This is a genomic window from Marnyiella aurantia (assembly GCF_014041915.1).
In the GTDB taxonomy this organism is placed as follows: Bacteria; Bacteroidota; Bacteroidia; order Flavobacteriales; family Weeksellaceae; genus Marnyiella; species Marnyiella aurantia.
Genome location: NZ_CP059472.1, coordinates 1,516,518 through 1,534,196 on the forward strand (window position 1 = coordinate 1,516,518; position 17,679 = coordinate 1,534,196).

Annotated in this window: 18 protein-coding genes; 10 read left to right on the plus strand and 8 right to left on the minus strand. The window is 43.5% G+C overall.

From position 1 onward, the window contains the following. Positions 1-15 precede the first annotated feature (15 nt). The 4 genes from H1R16_RS06950 to H1R16_RS06965 form a co-directional block, all read right to left on the minus strand. Positions 16-426 (minus strand): energy transducer TonB, encoded by a 411-nt coding sequence (locus H1R16_RS06950; RefSeq protein WP_181887294.1) that lies wholly within the window; start codon positions 424-426, stop codon positions 16-18. Then, positions 426-1,625 (minus strand): diaminopimelate decarboxylase, encoded by a 1,200-nt coding sequence (gene lysA, locus H1R16_RS06955; protein WP_181887293.1) that lies wholly within the window; start codon positions 1,623-1,625, stop codon positions 426-428. The genes H1R16_RS06950 and lysA overlap by 1 nt, the downstream gene beginning before the upstream one ends. A 73-nt stretch (positions 1,626-1,698) precedes the next feature. Further along, complete coding sequence (locus H1R16_RS06960; protein ID WP_181887292.1) at positions 1,699-2,922, minus strand: 3'-5' exonuclease; 1,224 nt, start codon at positions 2,920-2,922, stop codon at positions 1,699-1,701. A gap of 19 nt (positions 2,923-2,941) precedes the next feature. Then, positions 2,942-4,465 carry a helicase HerA-like domain-containing protein gene (locus tag H1R16_RS06965; RefSeq protein WP_181887291.1) on the minus strand — a complete coding sequence of 508 codons (1,524 nt, stop codon included), beginning with the start codon at positions 4,463-4,465 and terminating at the stop codon, positions 2,942-2,944. Between the two features lie 271 nt (positions 4,466-4,736). Between H1R16_RS06965 and H1R16_RS06970 the strand changes: the two genes are divergently transcribed. The 5 genes from H1R16_RS06970 (at position 4,737) to H1R16_RS06990 (ending at position 8,099) form a co-directional block, all read left to right on the plus strand. Continuing rightward, positions 4,737-5,180, plus strand: coding sequence for a hypothetical protein (locus H1R16_RS06970; protein WP_181887290.1), 444 nt, complete (start codon positions 4,737-4,739; stop codon positions 5,178-5,180). Between the two features lie 51 nt (positions 5,181-5,231). Then, positions 5,232-6,035 (plus strand): sulfite exporter TauE/SafE family protein, encoded by an 804-nt coding sequence (locus H1R16_RS06975; protein WP_181887289.1) that lies wholly within the window; start codon positions 5,232-5,234, stop codon positions 6,033-6,035. A gap of 103 nt (positions 6,036-6,138) precedes the next feature. Beyond that, positions 6,139-7,551: an MBL fold metallo-hydrolase gene (locus tag H1R16_RS06980; protein ID WP_181887288.1), complete on the plus strand. Its 1,413-nt coding sequence runs from the start codon at positions 6,139-6,141 to the stop codon at positions 7,549-7,551. Between the two features lie 6 nt (positions 7,552-7,557). After that, a complete protein-coding gene (locus H1R16_RS06985; protein WP_181887287.1) occupies positions 7,558-7,869 on the plus strand; it encodes a cupin domain-containing protein in 312 nt (103 codons plus the stop codon). Between the two features lie 8 nt (positions 7,870-7,877). Then, positions 7,878-8,099, plus strand: coding sequence for a DUF3820 family protein (locus H1R16_RS06990; RefSeq protein WP_181887383.1), 222 nt, complete (start codon positions 7,878-7,880; stop codon positions 8,097-8,099). 48 nt (positions 8,100-8,147) lie between these two features. Here H1R16_RS06990 and H1R16_RS06995 read toward each other — a convergent pair whose 3' ends face one another. Further along, positions 8,148-10,262: a prolyl oligopeptidase family serine peptidase gene (locus H1R16_RS06995; RefSeq protein WP_181887286.1), complete on the minus strand. Its 2,115-nt coding sequence runs from the start codon at positions 10,260-10,262 to the stop codon at positions 8,148-8,150. Positions 10,263-10,363: 101 nt separating this feature from the next. Between H1R16_RS06995 and H1R16_RS07000 the strand changes: the two genes are divergently transcribed. Then, positions 10,364-10,558: a hypothetical protein gene (locus tag H1R16_RS07000; RefSeq protein ID WP_181887285.1), complete on the plus strand. Its 195-nt coding sequence runs from the start codon at positions 10,364-10,366 to the stop codon at positions 10,556-10,558. 55 nt (positions 10,559-10,613) lie between these two features. Then, positions 10,614-11,654, plus strand: a complete 1,041-nt coding sequence (locus H1R16_RS07005) for a PA0069 family radical SAM protein (protein ID WP_181887284.1) — start codon at positions 10,614-10,616, stop codon at positions 11,652-11,654. Between the two features lie 32 nt (positions 11,655-11,686). Here H1R16_RS07005 and H1R16_RS07010 read toward each other — a convergent pair whose 3' ends face one another. Further along, positions 11,687-12,637: an isopenicillin N synthase family dioxygenase gene (locus H1R16_RS07010; RefSeq protein ID WP_181887283.1), complete on the minus strand. Its 951-nt coding sequence runs from the start codon at positions 12,635-12,637 to the stop codon at positions 11,687-11,689. Between the two features lie 135 nt (positions 12,638-12,772). Between H1R16_RS07010 and menD the strand changes: the two genes are divergently transcribed. After that, positions 12,773-14,437, plus strand: coding sequence for a 2-succinyl-5-enolpyruvyl-6-hydroxy-3-cyclohexene-1-carboxylic-acid synthase (gene menD, locus H1R16_RS07015; protein WP_181887282.1), 1,665 nt, complete (start codon positions 12,773-12,775; stop codon positions 14,435-14,437). A gap of 28 nt (positions 14,438-14,465) precedes the next feature. On the opposite strand, the gene H1R16_RS07020 is transcribed toward menD, so the two are convergent. Together H1R16_RS07020 and H1R16_RS07025 are read right to left on the minus strand one after the other, a co-directional pair. Next, on the minus strand, positions 14,466-15,068 hold the full coding sequence (locus tag H1R16_RS07020; RefSeq protein ID WP_181887281.1) for an aminotransferase class IV: 603 nt from the start codon (positions 15,066-15,068) through the stop codon (positions 14,466-14,468). Further along, positions 15,052-16,029: an aminodeoxychorismate synthase component I gene (locus tag H1R16_RS07025; RefSeq protein ID WP_228451078.1), complete on the minus strand. Its 978-nt coding sequence runs from the start codon at positions 16,027-16,029 to the stop codon at positions 15,052-15,054. Before H1R16_RS07025 ends, H1R16_RS07020 begins: the two co-directional genes overlap by 17 nt. 52 nt (positions 16,030-16,081) lie before the next feature. Between H1R16_RS07025 and H1R16_RS07030 the strand changes: the two genes are divergently transcribed. Both H1R16_RS07030 and H1R16_RS07035 read left to right on the plus strand, forming a co-directional pair. Then, positions 16,082-16,804 carry a hypothetical protein gene (locus H1R16_RS07030; protein ID WP_181887280.1) on the plus strand — a complete coding sequence of 241 codons (723 nt, stop codon included), beginning with the start codon at positions 16,082-16,084 and terminating at the stop codon, positions 16,802-16,804. Between the two features lie 51 nt (positions 16,805-16,855). Continuing rightward, positions 16,856-17,626, plus strand: a complete 771-nt coding sequence (locus tag H1R16_RS07035; protein ID WP_181887279.1) for a beta-carotene 15,15'-monooxygenase — start codon at positions 16,856-16,858, stop codon at positions 17,624-17,626. Positions 17,627-17,679 lie beyond the last annotated feature (53 nt).

A 17,679-nucleotide genomic window follows, 5' to 3' on the forward strand; every position in this document is an offset into this window, starting at 1 on the left:
TAGAAAATAATAGGATTAGTCATGATCGAAATGATCCGATGTAAAATTAACTTTCAAAAGCCGTTTGGACTTCACAGGTTTCCCGTCATGCATCGCCGGAGTCCATTTTGGCTTAATGCGTTTTACTGCGAAGGTCATATCATCAATAAACATCCCGCTGTTCTTTACTTGAGGGAAAATCTGCACGTTACTAATTTTACCGTTTACATCAATATCAAACATAAAATTGAAGATGCCATTTGCTGCATACTGTTTCATATCAATGTATCCCCTGACCATTTTATGAAATTCTGCAAGAAATGCTTCATCACCTCCCGGAAAATGTGCCGGCTCGGTATAAATAATCTTTTGATGTACCTGTTGCTCTGTACTTTGGCCGGAAGCCCAGCCGAAACAGATGACAAGTAAGAACAGAATCTTTTTCATTACAATATTTCAATTTGGTTCCTTAGCAAATCTTCAAATTCATCGCGCTTTCGGATCAGGTGCGCTTTGCCGTCCAGGAAGAGGACTTCGGCAGGTTTAAGCCGCGAATTAAAGTTTGAACTCATCTCAAAACCGTAAGCTCCGGCATTTCTGAACACAAGCACATCACTCTCCCTCACTTCGTTAAGCTTGCGATCCCAGGCGAAGGTATCCGTTTCACAGATATTGCCGACTACAGTATAAATGCGCTGGGCACCTCGGGGATTTGAAAGGTTTTCAATCAAATGGTAAGAATCGTAAAACATAGGCCTGATAAGATGATTAAAACCTGAATTGATGCCGCAAAATACAGTAGCCGTGGTCTGTTTAATCACATTGGCCTTCACCAGAAAATGTCCGCTGTTACCCACCAGGAATTTCCCGGGTTCAAACCAAAGCTGGAATTTCTTACCCGTCTCTTTCTGATACGCAGAGAGCGCTTTCTCCACCTTTTTCCCTAAAGTCTTCACATCTGTTTCCAGATCACCTTCCTGATAAGGGATTTTGAAACCGCTGCCCATATCCAGATATTTAAGGTCCGGGAAATGCTCTGCAAGTTCAAACATGATTTCCAGTCCCTGCAGGAATACATCCGGGTCCTTGATCTCACTTCCGGTATGCATGTGAAGCCCCTCAACCAAAAGATTCGTGGATTTCATTACCCGCTCAATATGCCTGAGCTGATGGATGGAAATACCAAACTTGGAATCAATATGTCCGGTTGAGATCTTATGGTTTCCGCCTGCGTATATGTGTGGGTTTATCCTTATAAATATGGGATATGAAGATCCATATCTGTTCCCAAACTGCTCCAGGATTGAGATATTATCAATATTGATGTGCACCTTCAGTTCCATCGCATCTTCTATCTCTTTCAGATCTACACAGTTGGGTGTGAAAAGAATCCGGTCATTGGTGAAGCCGGCCCGCAAGCCAAGTCTTACTTCATTTATGGAAACGCAGTCCAAACCCGCCCCCAAACTCTCAATATATTTCAGGATATTGATGTTGGTCAGTGCTTTGGCAGCATAAAAAAACCGGGTGTGGCTGTGAAATGAAGAAGTCAGTTTCTCATATTGCAGTCTGATACTTTCTGCATCATATACATACACCGGTGTTCCGTGTTGGTGTGCAATTTTCAGCAAGTCTTTATTGGTCATTTGTATAAAATCGTAATTATTACTGTTATTTATTATCGTCGGCAACAACAATCATCATACCGCTACCTAGGCATCATTCGGGCAGTGAGTGCACCTCGCAGTCACCTTTCAGCAAAAGCAGCTGCAGGTCATTCTGAAGTTCCGACGTGGGTTTGGGGAGGTCAATTTTTATTCTGGAGACCTTATCCCAGGTCTGAATCTGGGTGTGCAGTTCGTAAAAGCCGTATGAAACCAATTTTCCTTCCTTCAGAATCATAAATGCTTTTTCGCCCCGGGTTCTGCCATCAGAAATCCACATTTCGCTACGGTTTTGAAGAGATAAAATTTTTGTTAGCTCTTCAGCATCCTGAAATTCCTCGCGGGATTTAATAAAACTTGCCGCTTTCAGACCCTGAGTAAAAGATTTAAACCTTAAAATGGGCAGACTTTGTTCCCGCGCAGTAATCTTCTCCACAAAATACTTTCCTTTCCTGAAGAAAAGTCCGAATGGCAAATTTTCTTTTTTATAAAGCCCTTTGGTGCGCATCATAAGTTTCGCCAGCACATCATTGCCTGTAAGTTCATAATGAATTTGCTTAACATCGTCCTGAAGCTGTTTCCACTTTTTCAGTTTGGATGTAAAAACACTTTTAGCAAACTTTCGCAGATCATCAGAAAAATCAGAATAAATAATCTTTCCGTCTTCGTTCTGGAAATAAATAATTCCACTTTCGGCAGGGAGGTCCTGCGTAAGGTCACGGATTTTGTTGAGGTAGGTATCCGCATTAAGCTGGTCATGCTGCTGCTGAATTATTTCGGAATCTTTATCCTTAATAATCAAGAGTTTAAAAAGGTCTAAGGTAGCTCTGGCATCGCCGGCGGCGCGGTGATGATCCACCAACGGAATACCAAGTGATTTCACCAGTTTTCCCAGGGAATAGCTTTCTGCTTCAGGAATTAATTTTTTAGCTAAAGGTATGGTGTCCAAGGTGCTAATACGATACTCATAACCCAGGCGTTTAAACTCCTGTCTCAGCATACGGTAGTCAAAGTCGATATTATGTCCCACAAGCGTTGTACCGTCGGTCATCTCCACCACCCTTTTGGCAATTTCATGAAATCGGGGAGCTGTCCGTACCATTTTCGGTGTAATTCCGGTAAGTTTCTGTACAAAAGGAGTTATGTCGCTGTCGGGATTTACAAGCGACATAAACTGATCCACGATTTCGTGCCCGTCATACTTGTAGACCGCAATCTCTATAATGCTTTCGTTCCGGAATCCGGCGCCGTTACTTTCAATGTCTATTACTGAATACATTTTTAAATTTTCCCTGTTTTTATCGTCTGCGCTTCAGGCCGAACATACCCAGAATGGCCCTGGCGCCTTCGCGCATGAGGGTATTGGTAAAAGTCCGGCCGGCACTGGATTTCAGTACGGTCTCAAACATTCCGGGCTGTTCCTTTACCGGTTTTGCCTTCCGCTCAGCTCCGGCTTCCGCAATAGTCTGCTCCATGCGGTTAGTCAGCATCTCGTATGCCGAATCCTTATTTACAGACTTTTCATATTTTGCCACCAACTTAGAACGTGATGTAAGTTCGGCCACCTCACCATCGGTAAGTACATCCATCCGGCTTTCCGGAGAAATCAGATACGTATGAACCAAAGGAGTAGGTATTCCTTTTTCGTCCAGTGCGGTAACAAAAGCCTCACCAATACCGAGATTCTGGATCAGCTGTCCGGCATCATAAAATTCGGTAATGGGATAGTTTTCCACCGCCCTATTTATTTCCTTTCGGTCCTTGGCCGTGAAACCGCGCAGGGCATGCTGGATTTTAAGACCAAGCTGGCTAAGGACGTTTTCCGGCACATCGCCAGGAATCTGGGTTATAAAGTATATTCCTACTCCTTTTGAACGAATCAGTTTCACCATGGTTTCAATCTGGTTCAGCAGGGTTTTGGAAGCCTCTTTAAAAATTAAATGTGCCTCGTCTATAAACAGAACCAGTTTGGGTTTGCCGCTATCCCCTTCTTCAGGAAAAGTTAAATAAATCTCGGCAAAAAGCGACAGCATAAAGGTAGAAAAAAGCTGAGGCTGGCTTTGGATGTTGGCGACACGCAGAATATTTACCACCCCTTTACCGTCCTGCTTATGCAAAAGATCCGCTACGTCAAAGCTGGGTTCACCAAAAAACTCCGCAGCACCCTGCTGTTCCATAGCGACAATTGACCGTAGGATTGCACCCAGTGATGCCGGTGATATAGAACCATAGTTAGCGGAAATATCTGCTTTGCCCTGTGGAGTATCGGTGACGTATTTGAGTACTTTCTTAAGGTCTTCAAGATCAATTAAAGGCAGGCCTTTATCGTCGCAGTATTTAAACACGATGGACATAATCCCTGTTTGCGTATCATTCAGATCCAAAATTTTTGAAAGCAGAAGAGGCCCGAACTCAGTAACTGTAGCCCGAAGTTTTACGCCGCGTTCGCCGGAAATGGTCATCAGTTCCACCGGAAAGTTTTGCGCAGTCCAGGGCAAACCTGTCTTAGCATAACGGTCATCAATAATGGAATTTCTGACTCCTGCAGCTGAGATTCCGGAAAAATCCCCTTTTATATCCAGCACCAGAGAGGGCACGCCGGCATGGGAAAGCTGTTCTGCAAAGACCTGTACAGTTTTTGTTTTACCTGTACCCGTGGCGCCCGCAATAAGTCCGTGCCTGTTGATGGTTTTCAGGGGCAGAAGTACATTTACCTCTTTTACCACTTCACCATCCAATATTCCTTTGCCCAGAATAATATGCTCACCTTTGGGCACATAGCGCGCGTTAAGATCTTTTATAAATTTTGGCCTGTTTCCCATAGTCAGTGAATTGAATTGTTAAAGGTAATTTTTTTTGAGGTAAAATTAAAATAACGGCTCGTCCAGCAGGCATTCAGATTTTTGTTCCACACCAAAACTCCGACATTTTCCTGTATGTGCGAAAAACTGCAACCAACCAATTGCAAACACCACTTTAAACGACGAACATATGTTAGTATCCAGTGGCTCTTTGACGCCGCTTTAAGTGTCTTTTTTGCTTCCGGAACTTCTTTTATTTACCTATATTTGGTTCGTTTATAAACCAAGAACAATGAAACGAAAAGAAATACTCTCCAGAATTCTGGAGGAGCAAAATAAAGTGATTGCCAACCTGCAAAACTCAGTAAATCTATATAAAAAAGAATCTGATAAAGACGAAGATGATACCTCGGACCCAGACGACTATGCCCGCCAGACCGAGGCAAAGGACATGCAGCTGAGATTTGAAAAAATGCTGAGTAAAGAAAAAACTGACCTGAACTTTGTCCTTGGCGAAAAAGATAAAAGTTATACTGTTGCGGAACATGGAGCATTAGTGGAAAGCGATAAAAATTACTTTTTCCTGGGCGTGGCCTTACCGGCTTTTAAGTATAATGGCAAAGATGTTTACTGCATTTCGCCGGAGGCTCCTATTTACGCAAAGATAAGAGGCAAAAAAGAGGGGGACAGTCTGCAGATGGGCGACCGCACCCTGGAAATAGTCGGTATTTCATAAGCCAATGTCAGAAAAAGGTCTTACATCATCACTAACTAATCAATTACAGCCATGCACGTACTGGGCTATTTCTTTGCAGTCGTAATCGGACTGGTTATGGGGCTGATTGGCGGCGGCGGAAGCATACTTAGTGTACCTGTTTTTGCGTACATTTTTAATATTGATGCCATCACAGCAACCACACTGTCCCTTTTCGTGGTGGGGGTTACCAGTTCGGCAGGTTCAGTTGGATTCCTAAGACAGGGCAGCATCAACTTTAAAACTGCCCTCCTCTTCGGTTTACCGTCTGTCCTGGGTATATTGTTCTCACGGCGAGTGGTATTACCGCATCTGCCACCCTTCATTATAAACAGATGGGGCATCAGTATTACTAAGGAGATGTTTATTTTGGTGCTTTTTGCGTTGCTGATGCTCATTTCTGCTTTCAAAATGATTAAGAAAACAGACCGGCAGCGTATTAGAAAATCAGAAGATGTAAATTATACTCTGCTCATATCCCAGGGACTGTTGGTAGGGATTATTACGGGTTTTATAGGGGCAGGTGGCGGCTTCCTGATTGTACCTGCATTGGTAATGCTGCTGGGGGTATCTATGAAACAGGCTGTTGCTACTTCACTGTTCATTATCTCAATAAATTCAATGATCGGTTTTATATCGTCGCTGGATAAGGTAGTGATTGACTGGCACTTCCTGCTTTCTTTCAGCGCACTTTCAGTAGTCGGTATTTTAATAGGTGTACAGTTAGCAAAAAGAATAGAAGGACGCAAACTCAGACCCCTTTTCGGCTGGTTTGTGTTAGCTATGGCGGTATTTATCATAGTAAACGAACTTTTCATCAAACAGATTACCTCATAAAGCAGAGAACATATCAAATTCAGAACGTAATAAAAGCGCAGAACCGTATAGAAACTGTTAGAACTAAAAACGCGAAATTTGACAACACTTAATTTAGCTAAAAATGAAAATAGAACAAATATATACAGGATGCCTGGCTCAGGGAGCTTATTACATTGTTTCCGGACAGGAGGCCGCAATAATAGATCCCCTGCGTGAGGTACAGCCTTACCTGGACCGTTTGGAAAAAGACGGAGTTACCCTGAAATACATTTTTGAGACTCACTTCCATGCGGACTTTGTATCCGGACACCTGGACCTGAGCAAAAAGACAGGAGCTCCAATCGTCTTTGGCCCAAATGCCGAGGCCGACTTTGAAACCATTATTGCGAAAGATGGGGAGATATTTGAAATTGGGAACGTAAAAATCAAGGCGCTGCACACACCCGGGCACACACTGGAGAGTACTACTTATCTGCTTATTGACGAAAGAGGAAAGGAACACGCCATCTTTTCAGGTGACACCCTGTTTCTGGGTGATGTAGGACGTCCCGACCTGGCGCAGAAATCAGCAAACATGACCCAGGAAGAACTGGCCGGAATGCTGTACGACAGTCTTCAGAGCAAAATACTTCCGCTGCCGGATGAGGTTACAGTATATCCTGCCCATGGTGCCGGTTCTGCCTGCGGAAAAAACATGCAGAAAGAAACGGTAGATACGCTCGGAAATCAGAAAAAAACCAATTATGCATTGCTCCAGCCTGACAGGGACTCTTTTGTGGAAGCTGTTCTGGATGGACTTACGGCACCGCCTAAATACTTCGGGATGAATGTGGCCATGAATAAAGGGGGCTACGAAAGTTTTGAAAATGTAATGAACAAAGGAATGAATCCGATCGCGCCGCAGGATTTTGAATCCGTTGTGGAACAGACGGGTGCCCTTATTCTGGACACGAGAAGTGCTGCCGATTTCCACTTGGGATTTGTCCCGAATTCTGTCAATATAGGTCTGAAGGGCGATTTTGCCCCTTGGGTAGGTGCGATGATTGTAGATGTAAAACAGCCCATCGCGCTGGTGGCAGATGCCGGAACTGAAGAAGAGGCCATCACCAGGCTTTCCCGGGTGGGTTTCGATAATGTTATCGGATATCTGGAAGGCGGTTTCGGGAGTTGGAAAGCAAATGGGATGGAAACTGATACGGTGAAACGTATTTCACCGGACGAATTTGCCGCGGGATTTACCAAAGAAACTAAAGTAATCGACATTCGGAAAGAAACCGAATATGCTGCTGAACATGTGGAAGATGCTTTTCACGCGCCACTGGACAGCATTTCAGAATGGGCAGGAAACCTTGCCAGCGATGACCAGCATTTCTTCCTGCACTGCGCAGGTGGATACCGCAGCATGATTGCGGCCAGTATTCTGAATGCACGGGGTATCCGGAATTTTACCGAAGTTGAAGCGGGTTTCAACGGCATAAAGAAAACCGCTGTCCCGACGTCTGATTTTGTTTGCCAAAGCAAAAATTTAAAATAATACGTGATGAATATCTTAAAATATACCGATTTTCTGCTTCATAAACCGTCCGTTTTTCAAATCAAGAAAACAGATCATATTCAGCAGTTTGCAGTAGCCCTGGGCTGCGGAACAGTGCTGGAAAAACACAGCACCCCGGTCCCGGCCACACTGATTGTATTGAAAGGTGCCTTAAAATTTAACCTGCCGGACCTTCAGCTGGAGCTCCAGGAACAGGACGTTTATGAAATACCGGTCGATGTGGAGCACAGTGTTCAGGGGATGATGGAGAAGAATCTGTTTCTGATCACCAAAGAACTTAACCCCGACAGCGAATGACAGCCGGACTGAATCCACAGATTCTTGTTGAGATCTGTACTGAAAAAATGCCCTTTGGCAAATATAAAGGGGTAACTATAGCGGATCTGCCAGTTTCTTATCTGGAATGGTTTAATAGCAAAGGAATGCCCGCCGGAAAGCTGGGAATGCAGCTTTCTACGATTTATGAGATAAAACTGAACGGACTGACGGAACTTCTTATTCCAATTAAAAAACGGGTGAGAGGTTAACTGATTGCTAATTAAAAAATGGCTTCCTTTTCCGGAAGCCATTTACTTTTACTTTTTAATATTTCTGATTCCCATTTCATAGAGCGCGAAACTCAGCAGATCGGTATTTTCGGCAATGACCTGATCTGTACTGCGGCCTGCCCCATGCCCGGCATTCACCTCAATACGAACAAGAACCGGATTGCTGCATGACTGTTTTTCCTGAAGCTCGGCTCCAAACTTGAAGGAGTGTGCAGGCACTACCCGGTCATCATGATCACTTGTAATAATCATTGTGGAAGGATAGCAAACACCTTTCCTTACATTATGAACAGGTGAGTAGGATTTCAGATATTCAAACATCTCTTTGGAATCTTCGGCAGTTCCGTAATCATAGCTCCAGCCTGCACCGGCCGTAAACTTATTGTATCTGAGCATATCAAGCACTCCAACACCCGGAAAGGTCACTTTAGCCAGATCCGGACGCATGGTCATTACCGCTCCCACTAAAAGCCCGCCATTTGACCTTCCGGACAGCGCCATATATTCCGGTGAGGTGTAGCCTTTTTGCTGAAGATATTCTCCTGCGGCTATAAAGTCATCAAAAACATTCTTTTTCTGAAATTTGGTACCGGCGTCATGCCATTTTTTACCGTATTCGCCACCACCACGGATATTTGGAACGGCGTAAATCCCGCCATTATCCATCCAAACCGCATTAACGACTGAGAAAGCGGGCTGAAGGCTGATGTTGAAACCTCCGTATGAATATAAGATTGTTGGATTTTTACCGTCTAACTTAGTTCCCTTGCGGTAATTGATCATCATCGGAATCTTAGTACCGTCTTTGGATGTATAAAATACCTGCTCCGAAACGTAATTGGCCGGATCGAACTTCACTTTAGGCTTTTGGTAGACTTCAGATACTCCTGTTTTGGGATTAAATTTATAAATCGTTCCCGGTGTAATATAGTTGGTGAAGGAGTAATAAACTTCTGCAGCATCATCCTTTCCCCCAAAGCCTGCAGCAGTACCAATTCCAGGCAATTCAACAGTGCGGATCAGTTTTCCGTCGTAATCCAGTTGCTGAACGGAAGTCACAGCGTCTTTCATATAGCGTGCAAAAATATAACCCGCACCGGTTGATACGCTCAGAACGTTCTCGGTTTCGGGGATAACGTCTGTCCATACATCCGGTCTGTCAATGTGAAACTTCACAAGACGCATGTTCGGCGCGTTCCTGTCGGTGAGTGCATAAATCCAGTCCCCTTTCGAATCAATAAAGTCCGTATTGTAGTCGTAACCTTTTTGTACAGCTACAAAATCCTTATGTTTTTTCGGATCTTTAATGTAAAGTTCATTTCCGTTGGTGGCTTCAGAAGCACTCAGGATCTGGAACCGACCGTCGTCGGATACGCCAACACCCATGTACCTTCTCTTGAAAGATTCACCGCCAATAATCATCTTATCCGCACTCTGCTTTGTTCCAAGTTTATGGAAATATACCTTGTGCGTGTCGGTTTGTGCAGAAAGCTCACTGCCTTTGGGCTTGTCATAACTTGAGTAGAAAAAACCTTCGTCGCCCAACCAGCTGGCGCCGGAAAATTTAACATCAACGATAGTTTCATCAATGATTTCTTTGGTAAGAGCATTCATGATGATGATCTTATTCCAGTCACTGCCGCCTTCCGAAATGGAATAGGCCACTAAATTGCCTTTTTTATTAAAGGAAACACCTGCGAGAGAAGTTGTTCCCTTTTCTGAGAACTTATTTGGGTCCAGAAAAACTTCAGTTTTACCACTGCGGTCTGTACGGTACAGTACCGACTGCGCCTGCAAGCCGTCGTTTTTATAGAAATATGTAAAATCACCTTCCTTAAAAGGTGCGCTTATTTTTTCGTAGTTCCAAAGATCCTTCAGCTGCGTCCGGATTTGCTCGCGAAAGCCGATTTTTGAAAGGTAGTCCTGGGTGAACTTAAATTCGCGCTGTACCCAATCGTTGGTATCTTCAGCCCGGTCGTCCTCCAGCCAGCGGTACGGATCGGCAACCTGGGCACCGAAGTAGGTATCAGTATGGGAAACTTTCTTTGTTTCAGGATATTTATGGGAAGAGTTCATTTTCTGATTGGCGCACGAGGCAAGGAATACCACGGCGGCAGACTGCATAATGGTTCTAAATTTCATACGTTTACTTTTTTCAAATTTAGCAAAATTTAACTGGTTGTTAATGTAAATGCAGTTGAAAAGGTACAGGATTTGCTCCTCCAGATTAATAAAAAATCAGTATGAAAACAGGAACTGGGATAATCTTGGCCGGAACCGTCGGAATTTTAATAGGGTTAGGACTCTACGGCTTCAGGCGAATTATGCTTAAGAAAGGAAAGGAGTATGACGATTATTATTCAGATTTTCACAGGCATTTTGACAAAAGGTACCGCGACGAAGCACATCACGGTGTAGAATATCTTTCCGCACTCTAATAACTCTACATATATTTACAAATCCTGTTTCTGCAGGATTTTTGTATTGGCGCAAATGGAAAGTAATTTTAGAAAAGGACAGGGAGCACAGCGCAACGAGTTGAACCGGTTTGACAAATATACCTTTGAACCGGAAGATGAGGATGTAGAAAATGTGAAAGTTTCGTTTACAGAAGTCTTCCCGAAAACTGTCGTTAATAAAATCACCAGTCCGGACCTTTTTATGGAATACTCCCTAAATCCATATCAGGGATGCGAGCACGGCTGCTCCTATTGTTTTGCCCGGCCAACTCATGAATTCTGGGGCTACTCGGCCGGAACTGATTTCGAGAGAAAGATAATGGTGAAGAAAAACGCACCTGAACTGCTGGAGAAATTCTTCAGAAAGAAAAATTACATTCCCAAAACTCTCTCTCTATCCGGCAACACAGACTGCTACCAACCCGCTGAACGTAAATTTGAAATTACAAGAAAAATTCTCCAGCTATGTCTGGATTACAGACATCCGGTAAGTATACTGACAAAAAATGCGCTGGTGCTGCGTGACCTTGACATCCTCAGTCAACTTGCTGAAAAAAATCTGGTGTCCGTGTCCTTCAGCATTCCGACTGTTAATGAAGAAATCAGGCGTAAAATGGAACCGCGGACTTCTTCAGTCGCTAATAAGCTGAAAGCCATCCAGATTCTTTCTGAAAACAACATCCCAACTGGTGTAATGGTAGCGCCGGTAATTCCGGGTTTAACAAGCGATGAAAGTCTCACTATTCTGAAAACCATTTCTGAAGCGGGAGCCCGAAGTTTCGGGTATATCATTGTTCGGTTGAATGACACTGTAAAGCCGGTATTCATAAACTGGATTAATGCAAGTTTCCCGGACCGGGCTCAAAAAGTACTTAATCAGATACGGTCTATGCGTGGCGGCAACCTCGGCGAGAAAAGATTTCATGAACGCTATAAAGGCGAAGGCAATATTGCAGGCATGATTCACGACACCTTCGCATTGGGCAAAAGGAAATTTTTTCCCAATCAGGAGCACCGGCAACTTTCTACAGAGCACTTTACCGGCTCGCGCGATCAGCAGCTGCGTTTATTCTAAAAAAATAAGGCGAACTTTCGTCCGCCGCTATATTATATTTTAATAAGTCCAAGTTCCACAAGTCTTTCATGCAGAAATTCGCCTGCCGTAGTATCTTCGTATAACTTGGGGTGATTCTCATCTACGGTGTTTTCCAGCGCGTTTAGTGGCATTTCGCTTACGGGATGCATAAAGAAGGGAATAGAGTAACGTGAAGTTCCCCAAAGTTCACGCGGTGGATTTACCACCTGATGGATTGTAGATTTGAGTTTGTTATTGGTATGCCTGGACAGCATATCGCCCACATTGATCATAAGTTCGTCCGGTTCGGCAATGGCATCTACCCATTCGCCGTCATGATTCATAACCTGAAGGCCTTTGCCCTGAGCTCCCATAAGCAGTGTAATCAGGTTAATATCACCATGAGCAGCGGCACGAACCGCATTATCAGGTTCTTCAGTAATCGGGGGATAATGAATAGGTCTCAATATTGAGTTTCCTTCTTTAACAAATTTGTCAAAATAAAACTCATCCAAACCAAGATGTAAAGCAAGAGCTCTCAAAACATAAATCCCCGTTTTCTCCAGCATCTTATAAGCCTGCTTGCCAACTTCATTAAATTCTGGGACTTCCGTAACCTGTACATTATCCGGATAAACAGAAGAATATTTGGATCCGTCTTCAAGGTATTGACCGAAATGCCAGAATTCTTTCAGGTCGCCCTTCTTGAAACCTTTTGCCGTTTCTTTTCCGAAACCCACATAACCGCGCTGCCCGCCAATGCCTGGGATTTCGTATTTCTGTTTTTTTTCTACAGGCATTTCAAAGAAATTCTTAACCTCACTGTACAAATCTTTAACAAGTTTGTCATCAAGGAAATGGCCCTTCAGAGCTACAAAACCGATTTCTTCATATGCTTTTCCGATTTCATTTACAAATTTCTGCTTGCGTTCCGGGTCACCCGAAAGGAAATCACGCAAATCCACACTTGGAATCTGTTTCATAGTTTTTAGTAATAAGGATTGAAATGCAAATTTAGAAGATTTTAAATTATTGAAATTTAATTATCAGTAAATTTGCGCGGCACCAAATTTACTGCCTTTCCGGCCCAGAAAGCTGAATAATTGAACCCTCTTTAAATGAAACAATACTCCTCCAAACACAGCATACAGATTTTAGCCCACCTACTGAAAGAATACGGAATTCATAATATCGTGATTTCACCAGGTTCCCGCAATGCACCGCTGGCTATCCATTTTTCGGAAACAGACGGCTTCAACTGTTACAGCATCACAGATGAAAGGAGTGCAGGATTCGTAGGGTTGGGTATGGCCAAGAGCGAAAAAATGCCTGTGGCCGTGACCTGTACAAGTGGATCTGCGGCAGCCAATTATTACCCCGCGGTTACGGAAGCATTTTATCAGAACATTCCTCTGTTGGTTCTCACTGCAGACCGGCCTTCGGATTATGTAGATATTTTTGACGGGCAGACTATCCGCCAAAAAGACATTTTCCAGCAGCATTCCTATGGTGATTTCCAACTTCTGGAGGATGACCGGGAGAATGCTGATGATGAAAATTATGGTCTAATAAAGAAGGCAATTGAAATCTGTATTGAAAAACAAGGCCCGGTGCACATTAACATACCGTTGGCCGAGCCTTTATATGAACTGGTAGCGGAATTCCCTGTTTATCCCTCTGTGGAGAAAACTGTACATCGTAAAGGCTACGACCTCTCGCCCGCTTTAGTGGCAGAATGGAACCTCGCGCGCAGAGTGCTGATCCTTGTGGGAACACGTGATTATAGTGATGAATTACAGATGCAGCTGAGCCAACTGGTGAAGAACCACAGCGCCGTGGTGCTTACAGAAGCTAATTCCAATCTTAACAATGACAAGTTTTTCAGTCATATAGACCGTTACGTATTTAAATTTGAAGAAGAAGACTTCAAGCTATATGCCCCTGATCTCCTGATCACTGTAGGTCAGAACGTAGTTTCCAAAAAGGTGAAGCAGTTCCTGAGAAAGGCTAAAACAAAAAGTCACTGGCATATTGATGAGGTATGGCAGCCTGACACCTATTTTACCTTAACCCAAAAGATGGAGACAAAGGCTGAGGTGTTTTTTGGCAAACTGCTGAACCATGTAAAACTGGAACCTCAACCTTACTATAATCTCTGGGATGTCCTAAGAGATAAGCGCGATGCGAAGCATCAACAATATTGCGCGGACGCTCCCTTTTCGGATTTCAAACTTTTTGAAATTCTTTCACTTAAAATCCCGCAAAACTATCATATACACATCAGTAACAGTTCTGCCATCAGGTATGCACAGCTGTTTAACTTCCAGCAGTTCCGCATCCACTGCAACCGCGGGACCAGCGGCATAGACGGCAGTACGTCCACCGCTATGGGCTACGCGATGCGCAATGAAAGCCCGACATTACTGGTAACGGGTGAGGTGAGCTTCCTGTATGATATAAATGGTTTGTGGAACCAGTACATCCCACCCTACACGAGGATAATCGTATTCAATAACGGTGGCGGCGATATTTTCAGAATCATTCCCGGACCCAGCTCCACAAATGCTCTGGACGAATTTATCCTGACCAAACACCAAAGAAACGCAGAACTTTTAGCCAAAAACTTTGGATTTGCTTACACCAGAGTGGATGAGGAAGATACGCTTTTGCGTGTGCTGGATAACTTTTTTAACCCAGACACCAAACCGAAAATCCTGGAGGTGGACACATCGCAGATTGGAAACGCGGAGATCCTGAAAAGCTATTTTGAATTTCTTGCTTAACCAGGCAGAGGAAGCGAAAAGGTTAATATCAGGAAAGATTCCGGATGCGCGAAAGCGGGTAGACCAAAGCGTCATCAAAATCATTCATTGAGTTAATGAGCTTGAAATGTGAAAAATATTTGAGGGTATCCATTGTGATGTCAGTTTCCCTGATCTTTCCTGAATGAAGCAGATGCTGCCGCTGTACGCCGTTCAGCAGGAATGATTCCGGTGTAAACCACACGTTATCTTTCAAAAAAAGCAAGTTGGAATAGGAAGTGTCAGTAAGGCGGCTATTCTTTACGATGATAATTTCCGCACCGTTCGCCTTACTTTTCATTACTTCAAGCTCCTTTCGGTCAGCGGACTTAAAAGTGTAATCTATTTCATCATTCTCTACAAGTAAAAAATCACTGATTTTAGGGCTGGTGTAGGGAATGATCTCGAAATTATAAGACTGGTCCAGACCGTAAATAATTCGAAGTTTAAAAAGACCTTCACCTGGCAAGCGTATTCCGTCACTAATCTCTTCCAGATTTACATTATCACTTATCCCAAAATGAGAAAATGTACTGTTGACCCTTTTCTGATGCAGCTCAGGCAGAACTATTTCGCCGTTCAGGATTTTTATACTTTCAAGGAACAGGGACATAAATCTTATTTTTCATTTCCTCATATTCGTCTTCCAGCCTGCTTAAGTGGGTGATTCCGCCGCCGCTTTTAAAGTACAGTTTATCTCCCTCCTTTTCCATAAACCTGATCATCACGCACGAATCCAGGTTGGCACCGTCGAACCAGCCACAAACACCGGTATAGAAGCCGCGGTCGTATTTTTCCGCCTCGAGCAAAATTTCGAGAGTCTTCTTCTTCGGCGCACCCAATATCGATCCCGCCGGCAAAAGAGTTTTGAGGATACTTCCTACTTTACCATTAAATTCCGGTTTCAACTTACCGGAAATCTCAGAACTCATGGCGAAAAGGTCTTTCTGTCTGGTTTTGATAAAATCAATACGCTGAAACGCATCCAGTTGCACATCATCTGCCACCATGCTCAGGTCATTGCGCAGCAGATCTACAACGGTATAATGTTCCGCTTTTTCCTTTTTATCGTTCTTGAGTGCTTCGGCAGCATTGGGAAGTGATGCATCGATGGTGCCTTTCATAGGATGGGTGAAAATTCTGTCGCCCGCGATCTCGATAAAGGTTTCAGGTGAAAAAAAGACGAACATATCCCTGTACAAAACCTTATATTTTGCCTCCACCAGATGGAAAATTTCGTCTAAGGTACGGTCCACCGTAATTTCCGTCTTCCGGGTGTAATTCATCAGGTACGAATTACCAAACTTCAGATTGTCCTGAACTGTTCTGAAACCTTTCTTATAGTCGTCAATGGTTTCAGGAAAAGCCTGCATATTTAAAGAAGAATCCACTGGTTCTACAGAGCAATAATGACTGAACTTCGGAAAACTGATTCTGATCTCATTACTGCACAGTTCAGCAATGGTGTAAACCTCCACCCTGTGCATCAAAAAATCGGCAATAAAAAAAAATGGCATCCGCTCTTGCGAAAGCGCATCCATTCTGTCGAAATTAGGATGAAAAGGAGGTTTCATGAGGCAAAAGTAATTTTTTTTACCCTTACTTTGCACAAAATTGAAAAACTTCATGAGTCAGAATTACCCGCAGAAAAATGATCTTTCCTATATCTTAAAACAGGCATTTCACTACTGGAGCAAGACACTGGTATATCAGCTTATGTTCAGTCTGATCTATCTGTCCGTGCTCATCACCGTATGGTTTCTTTTTGCTGAACATTACGGAATCCTGAATGATTACATGAGAACTGTGGAGATGGTAAATACAGGCGCCACTTATGCCGACGCCCAAAAAGTGCTTATGGCCAATCCTAACTATATTACCTTTTCGTGGATTATCATTGGTACCTTCATCTTTCTTTACCCACTGAATCTGGGCTTGCTGAAGATGTACAGAAAGCTGGATCTGGGCGAAAAGCTCACCGTGCACGATCTTTTTGCCGGCTATCTGGGCGTTAATTTCTTTATTTACATCAGTTATTATGTTTTTTGGTTTATGATTTTCCTGTACATGGCACCCACAGTTATCCTGGCAGGGGTCTGGATCGCACTTACCATTTTTACCGCTCCGCTGATGTTCTTTATGAACAAGAAAATTTTTGAAACCTTCCGCTATAACATACGTGTGTGGCGTAACTTCTTCCCTGCAATGTTGGTAGGGCTGGCATTGGCGGCTGTCTTTAAATATGTGGGAATGCTCACCATTATTGGCCTGCCTTTCACAATGGCATTTCCGACAGCAATGATCTATGCGCTTTACACTTCACTGTTCAAAGAGCACACGGAAATTTAAGTATTGATTTTACAAAAAAAAATGATATTTTTAGATACTTAAAAATAAACTATGGAGAATTTCAGTGAATTTGAATTGCAGGGAACTGCCCCACAGCGCAATTTCAGCGACATTATCGGTCATGCTTTCAACACTTATGTAAAGATTATAGGATGGAGCATCCTTGTAACTCTTCTTACTGTGGTGGTAAGCATTATATTTTCAGCCATATCCGGACCCCTGGTGGGTTATAACGCACTGGAGTCACAGGCGGAGATGGAAGAACTTATGAGAGACGGATCTTTTGCTTCCGGCAATTTCGTTTCGGCTATGATGGGAATACCCGGTTATATGGAGAGCATTCTTCTGTCTACAGTACTTAGCCTTCTGATGTATCCCGTGTATGCAGGTTATGTAAATGCCATGCACCGGGCAAATACAGGCCAGAACGTTTCTCTGGGAGACTTTTTTATAGGGTTCCGTCAGAACACCTTGCAGTTTATCATTTTCGGTTTAATAATGGCCATTGCAATGGTTATAGGTTTGATGCTGTGTGTTATTCCTGTATTTTTTATCATTCCCTTCTTCTTTCTGGGAATTCCGTTCATCCTTTTTGAAAATGCCGGCGCAATAGATGCACTGAAGAAAAGTTTCAGCACGGCAGGTTCCAATTACGGAACAATTCTCGCGGTTAGTTTTGTATCCCTTATCATCACGGTGGCCGGGATAATTCTGTGCGGGATTGGTATATTACTTACGGCACCATTTTTCTATGCAGCAATGTATTCCGTGTACTGCGCTTACTTTGGGGTTCCGCGCGAAACGCAAACCGTAGCCAGGTAGTACCGGTAACTCCTTTATAATTAACAAACAGGCGGCAGTGAATCACTGCCGCT

Bases quoted from the DNA above. Each gene is read 5' to 3' on its own strand.
- H1R16_RS06965 (WP_181887291.1), bottom strand. From the start codon at position 4,465: ATGGGAAACAGGCCAAAATTTATAAAAGATCTTAACGCGCGCTATGTG.
- H1R16_RS07025 (WP_228451078.1), bottom strand. From the start codon at position 16,029: ATGAAACCTCCTTTTCATCCTAATTTCGACAGAATGGATGCGCTTTCG.
- H1R16_RS06980 (WP_181887288.1), top strand. From the start codon at position 6,139: ATGAAAATAGAACAAATATATACAGGATGCCTGGCTCAGGGAGCTTAT.
- H1R16_RS07030 (WP_181887280.1), top strand. From the start codon at position 16,082: ATGAGTCAGAATTACCCGCAGAAAAATGATCTTTCCTATATCTTAAAA.
- H1R16_RS06960 (WP_181887292.1), bottom strand. From the start codon at position 2,922: ATGTATTCAGTAATAGACATTGAAAGTAACGGCGCCGGATTCCGGAAC.
- lysA (WP_181887293.1), bottom strand. From the start codon at position 1,625: ATGACCAATAAAGACTTGCTGAAAATTGCACACCAACACGGAACACCG.
- H1R16_RS06975 (WP_181887289.1), top strand. From the start codon at position 5,232: ATGCACGTACTGGGCTATTTCTTTGCAGTCGTAATCGGACTGGTTATG.
- menD (WP_181887282.1), top strand. From the start codon at position 12,773: ATGAAACAATACTCCTCCAAACACAGCATACAGATTTTAGCCCACCTA.
- H1R16_RS07035 (WP_181887279.1), top strand. From the start codon at position 16,856: ATGGAGAATTTCAGTGAATTTGAATTGCAGGGAACTGCCCCACAGCGC.
- H1R16_RS07000 (WP_181887285.1), top strand. From the start codon at position 10,364: ATGAAAACAGGAACTGGGATAATCTTGGCCGGAACCGTCGGAATTTTA.
- H1R16_RS07010 (WP_181887283.1), bottom strand. From the start codon at position 12,637: ATGAAACAGATTCCAAGTGTGGATTTGCGTGATTTCCTTTCGGGTGAC.
- H1R16_RS07020 (WP_181887281.1), bottom strand. From the start codon at position 15,068: ATGTCCCTGTTCCTTGAAAGTATAAAAATCCTGAACGGCGAAATAGTT.
- H1R16_RS06995 (WP_181887286.1), bottom strand. From the start codon at position 10,262: ATGAAATTTAGAACCATTATGCAGTCTGCCGCCGTGGTATTCCTTGCC.
- H1R16_RS07005 (WP_181887284.1), top strand. From the start codon at position 10,614: ATGGAAAGTAATTTTAGAAAAGGACAGGGAGCACAGCGCAACGAGTTG.
- H1R16_RS06970 (WP_181887290.1), top strand. From the start codon at position 4,737: ATGAAACGAAAAGAAATACTCTCCAGAATTCTGGAGGAGCAAAATAAA.
- H1R16_RS06950 (WP_181887294.1), bottom strand. From the start codon at position 426: ATGAAAAAGATTCTGTTCTTACTTGTCATCTGTTTCGGCTGGGCTTCC.
- H1R16_RS06985 (WP_181887287.1), top strand. From the start codon at position 7,558: ATGAATATCTTAAAATATACCGATTTTCTGCTTCATAAACCGTCCGTT.